Genomic DNA, 3529 nt, shown 5'->3' with positions numbered 1-3529 from the left:
ACCCCTAGCCCCTCCCCACAAGGGGGAGGGGAAAAGGCCCTACCTGCGAACGTCGACTCAGAACACCGACGGCGCCGCCCCCTCCGGGGCGCCGAGCGCCCCCGCACGCCCTCAAGGAGCCCTCCGATGCCCCTCACCCTGGAGCAGGTGCAGCAATTCCTCTACCGCGAGGCCCGCTTCCTCGACGACCGCGACTTCGACGCTTGGCTGGCGCTCTACGCCCCCGACGTCGAGTTCTGGATGCCGTCCTGGGACGACGACGACCAGCTCGTCAGCAACCCGCAAACCGACGTCTCGCTGATCTACTACGACAGCCGCAGCGGCCTGGAGGACCGGGTCTTCCGCATCCGCACCGAGCGCTCCAGCGCCACCAGCCTGCCGGAGCCGCGCACCTCGCACAACATCTCCAACGTCGAGATCCTGGAGCAGGACGAGACCAGGTGCAAGCTCCGCTTCAACTGGCTCACCTTCAACTACCGCTACAAGACGGTCGATACCCATTTCGGCACGTCGTTCTACACCCTCGATACCAGCGGCGAGGCGCCGCTGATCAAGACCAAGAAGGTCGTCCTCAAGAACGACTACATCCACCACGTCATCGACGTCTATCACATCTAGGGAGGGCGCCGTGAACCAGATCGCGCTTAATTTCGAGGACGGGGTCACCCGCTTCATCGCCTGCCGCCCCGGCGAGACGGTGGCGGACGCCTCCTACCGCCTCGGCATCAACATCCCGCTCGATTGCCGCGACGGCGCCTGCGGCACCTGCCGGGTCCGGTGCGAATCCGGCCGGTTCGATCCGGGCAGCTACATCGAGGACGCGCTGACCGACGAGGAGGCGGCCGAGGGCTACGGCCTCGCCTGCCAGATGCGGCCGCAGACCGACCTCGTGCTCGCTATCGCGGCCTCCTCGGAGGTCTGCAAGACGAAGGCCGCCGCCCTCAAGGGCCGGGTCGCGGCGGTCCGGCGGCTGTCCGACACCACCTTCGGGCTCGCGCTCGAGACCGAGGAGCCGGTCGGCTTCCTGCCGGGGCAGTACGTCAACATCGCGGTGCCGGGCAGCGCCCTCGCGCGCTCCTACTCGTTCAGCTCGGTCCCCGGGAGCGCGAAGGCCGAGTTCCTGATCCGCAACATCCCGGGCGGGCTGATGAGCACCTACCTGGCGGAGGGCGCGCGGGAGGGCGACACCCTCGACCTGACCGGCCCCTCGGGCAGCTTCTACCTCCGCGAGATCCGCCGCCCGGTGCTGATGCTCGCCGGCGGCACCGGCCTGGCGCCGTTCCTGTCGATGCTCGGCAAGGTCGTGGAGACCGGGGCGGACCAGCCGATCCACCTCGTCTACGGCGTCACCCACGATGCCGACCTCGTCGAGACGGAGGCCTTGGAAGAGGCGGCAGCAGCGATTCCAGGCTTCAGCTTCGAGACCTGCGTGGCGTCCTCGGACAGCCGTCACGCGAAAAAGGGCTACGTCACCGAGCATCTGGCCGACACGCACCTGCATGGCGGCGACATCGACACCTACCTGTGCGGCCCACCCGCGATGGTCGACGCGGTCCGCAAGACCTTCGCCGAGCGAGGCTTGAGTCCGGCGAGCTTCCACTACGAGAAATTCGCGGCGAGCGGCGTCGGGGGCGGGGCATGACCGCCTTGGACAAGAGCGCTTTCGTCTCGCCGAACCGCTTCTCGGGCAAGGTCGCGGTGGTGACCGGCGCCGCGCAGGGCATCGGCCGCGAGGTCTCCTTACGGCTCGCCCGCGAGGGCGCCGCCCTCCTCCTCACCGACCGCTCGGAGATCGTCGAAGAGACCGCCGCCGAGGCCCGCGACCTCGGCGCCAAGGCCGCCGTGCAGCTCGCCGACGTCGAGACGTTCGAGGGCTGCGAGCGCGTGATGAACGCGGCGGTGGCGCGATACGGCCGGCTCGACGTGCTGGTCAACAATGTTGGCGGCTCGATCTGGTTCAAGCCGTTCGCGCATTACGCCCCGCACGAGGTCGAGGCCGAGATCCGGCGCTCGCTGTTCCCGACCCTGTGGTGCTGCCGGGCGGCCTTGCCGCACCTGCTGGCGAATGGGGGCGGCAGCATCGTCAACGTGTCGTCGGTGGCCACGCGCGGCGTCAACCGCGTTCCTTACGCCGCCGCCAAGGGCGGGGTGAACGCCATCACCGCCTGCCTGGCCGTCGAATACGCCGAGCACGGCATCCGGGTGAACGCGGTGGCGCCCGGCGGCACCGAGGCGCCGCCCCGGCGCATCGCCCGCAACCCGACCCCGCCGAGCGAGCAGGAGCGGGCCTGGATCGCCGAGGTGGTGGCCCAGACCAAGGCGTCGAGCCTGATGCACCGCTACGGCACCGCCGCCGAGCAGGCCGCCGCGATCCTGTTCCTCGCCTCCGACGAGGCCTCCTACGTCACCGGCGTGACCCTGCCGGTGGCCGGGGGCGACCTCGGATGACCCTTCACTCAACCACAAGAGAGGAAACGCCGATGACCACCCCGTCTCCGATCACCCGTTCCGCCGAAGCTCAAGCCCTGTTCGACAAGGTCGCGGGCCTCGCGACCGAGGCCGGCAACCCGCGCATGAAGCAGATCGTGCGCCGCGTCGTCGAGGATGCCTGCCGGATCGTCGAGGATCTCGACGTGACGCCGAACGAGTTCTGGACCGCGATGAGCTACCTGACCGAGACCGGTCAGAAGAACGAGTTCGGCTTGCTGATGCCAGGTCTCGGCATCGAGCACTTCATCGACCTGTGCATCGACGCCAAGGAGCGGGCGGCCGGGATCGAGGGCGGCACGCCGCGCACCATCGAGGGCCCGCTCTACGTCGCCGGCGCGCCGCTGGCGAAGGGCGAGGCGCGCCTCGACGACGACCCGGAGGACGGCGAGGTGCTGATCGTCGAGGGTCAGGTGACGGGCCAGAACGGCGCGCCGGTGGCGGGCGCCATCGTCGATGTCTGGCACGCCAACACGCTCGGCAACTACTCGGTCTTCGACAAGGGCCAGAGCCCCTGGAACCTCCGCAGGCGCATCGAGACGGATGCGGAAGGCCGCTACCGCTTCCGCAGCATCCTGCCCAAGGGCTATGGCTGCCCGCCGCAGGGACAGACCCAGAAGCTCCTCGACCAGCTCGGCCGCCACGGCCAGCGCCCGGCCCATATCCACTTCTTCGTCTCGGGCCCCGGCCACCGGCAGCTGACGACGCAGATCAACCTCTCGGACGATCCCTACCTGCACGACGACTTCGCCTTCGCCACCCGCGACGGCCTGATCGCCGACGTGGTGCGCGTCACCGACCCGGCAGCGATCAAGGCGGCGGGGCTGGACGGGCCGTTCTCGACCATCCGGTTCGACTTCGCGCTCAACCCCGAGGTGGCGCACGCGCCCGATCCGGTGGTGGTGCGGCCGCACGCGGAAGCCGCGTAAGGCACGACGCTCTGAACCCTCCCCCCTCTGCGGGCTACGGCCTTAACGGATTTGATTCGTTCGCCGGAAAACGCCGTGCAGTGCGCGGCCAAGCCGAATCTAAGGTTGAAATC

4 protein-coding genes are annotated in these 3529 nt (G+C 69.2%); all 4 read left to right on the top strand.

Annotated features, from left to right (window positions below; translation table 11 throughout):
• Positions 1-126 precede the first annotated feature (126 nt).
• Genes benB through catA form a run of 4 tightly spaced genes read left to right on the top strand, consistent with a single transcriptional unit; the run spans position 127 to position 3416 of the window.
• A complete protein-coding gene (gene benB / locus ABZT49_RS16670; protein ID WP_355287238.1) occupies positions 127-618 on the top strand; it encodes a benzoate 1,2-dioxygenase small subunit in 492 nt (163 codons plus the stop codon).
• A 10-nt stretch (positions 619-628) separates the two neighbouring features.
• Complete coding sequence (gene benC / locus ABZT49_RS16665) at positions 629-1642, top strand: benzoate 1,2-dioxygenase electron transfer component BenC (protein ID WP_355287236.1); 1014 nt, start codon at positions 629-631, stop codon at positions 1640-1642.
• A complete protein-coding gene (locus ABZT49_RS16660; RefSeq protein ID WP_355287234.1) occupies positions 1639-2448 on the top strand; it encodes a 1,6-dihydroxycyclohexa-2,4-diene-1-carboxylate dehydrogenase in 810 nt (269 codons plus the stop codon). The genes benC and ABZT49_RS16660 overlap by 4 nt, the downstream gene beginning before the upstream one ends.
• Before the next feature lie 32 nt (positions 2449-2480).
• Positions 2481-3416, top strand: a complete 936-nt coding sequence (catA, locus tag ABZT49_RS16655) for a catechol 1,2-dioxygenase (RefSeq protein ID WP_355287232.1) — start codon at positions 2481-2483, stop codon at positions 3414-3416.
• Positions 3417-3529 lie beyond the last annotated feature (113 nt).

Source organism: Methylobacterium sp. EM32 (assembly GCF_040593685.1).
Lineage (GTDB): Bacteria > Pseudomonadota > Alphaproteobacteria > Rhizobiales > Beijerinckiaceae > Methylobacterium.
This window is presented reverse-complemented; position numbering and strand designations above follow the sequence as displayed.

Bases quoted from the DNA above. Each gene is read 5' to 3' on its own strand.
- benB (WP_355287238.1), top strand. From the start codon at position 127: ATGCCCCTCACCCTGGAGCAGGTGCAGCAATTCCTCTACCGCGAGGCC.
- ABZT49_RS16660 (WP_355287234.1), top strand. From the start codon at position 1,639: ATGACCGCCTTGGACAAGAGCGCTTTCGTCTCGCCGAACCGCTTCTCG.
- catA (WP_355287232.1), top strand. From the start codon at position 2,481: ATGACCACCCCGTCTCCGATCACCCGTTCCGCCGAAGCTCAAGCCCTG.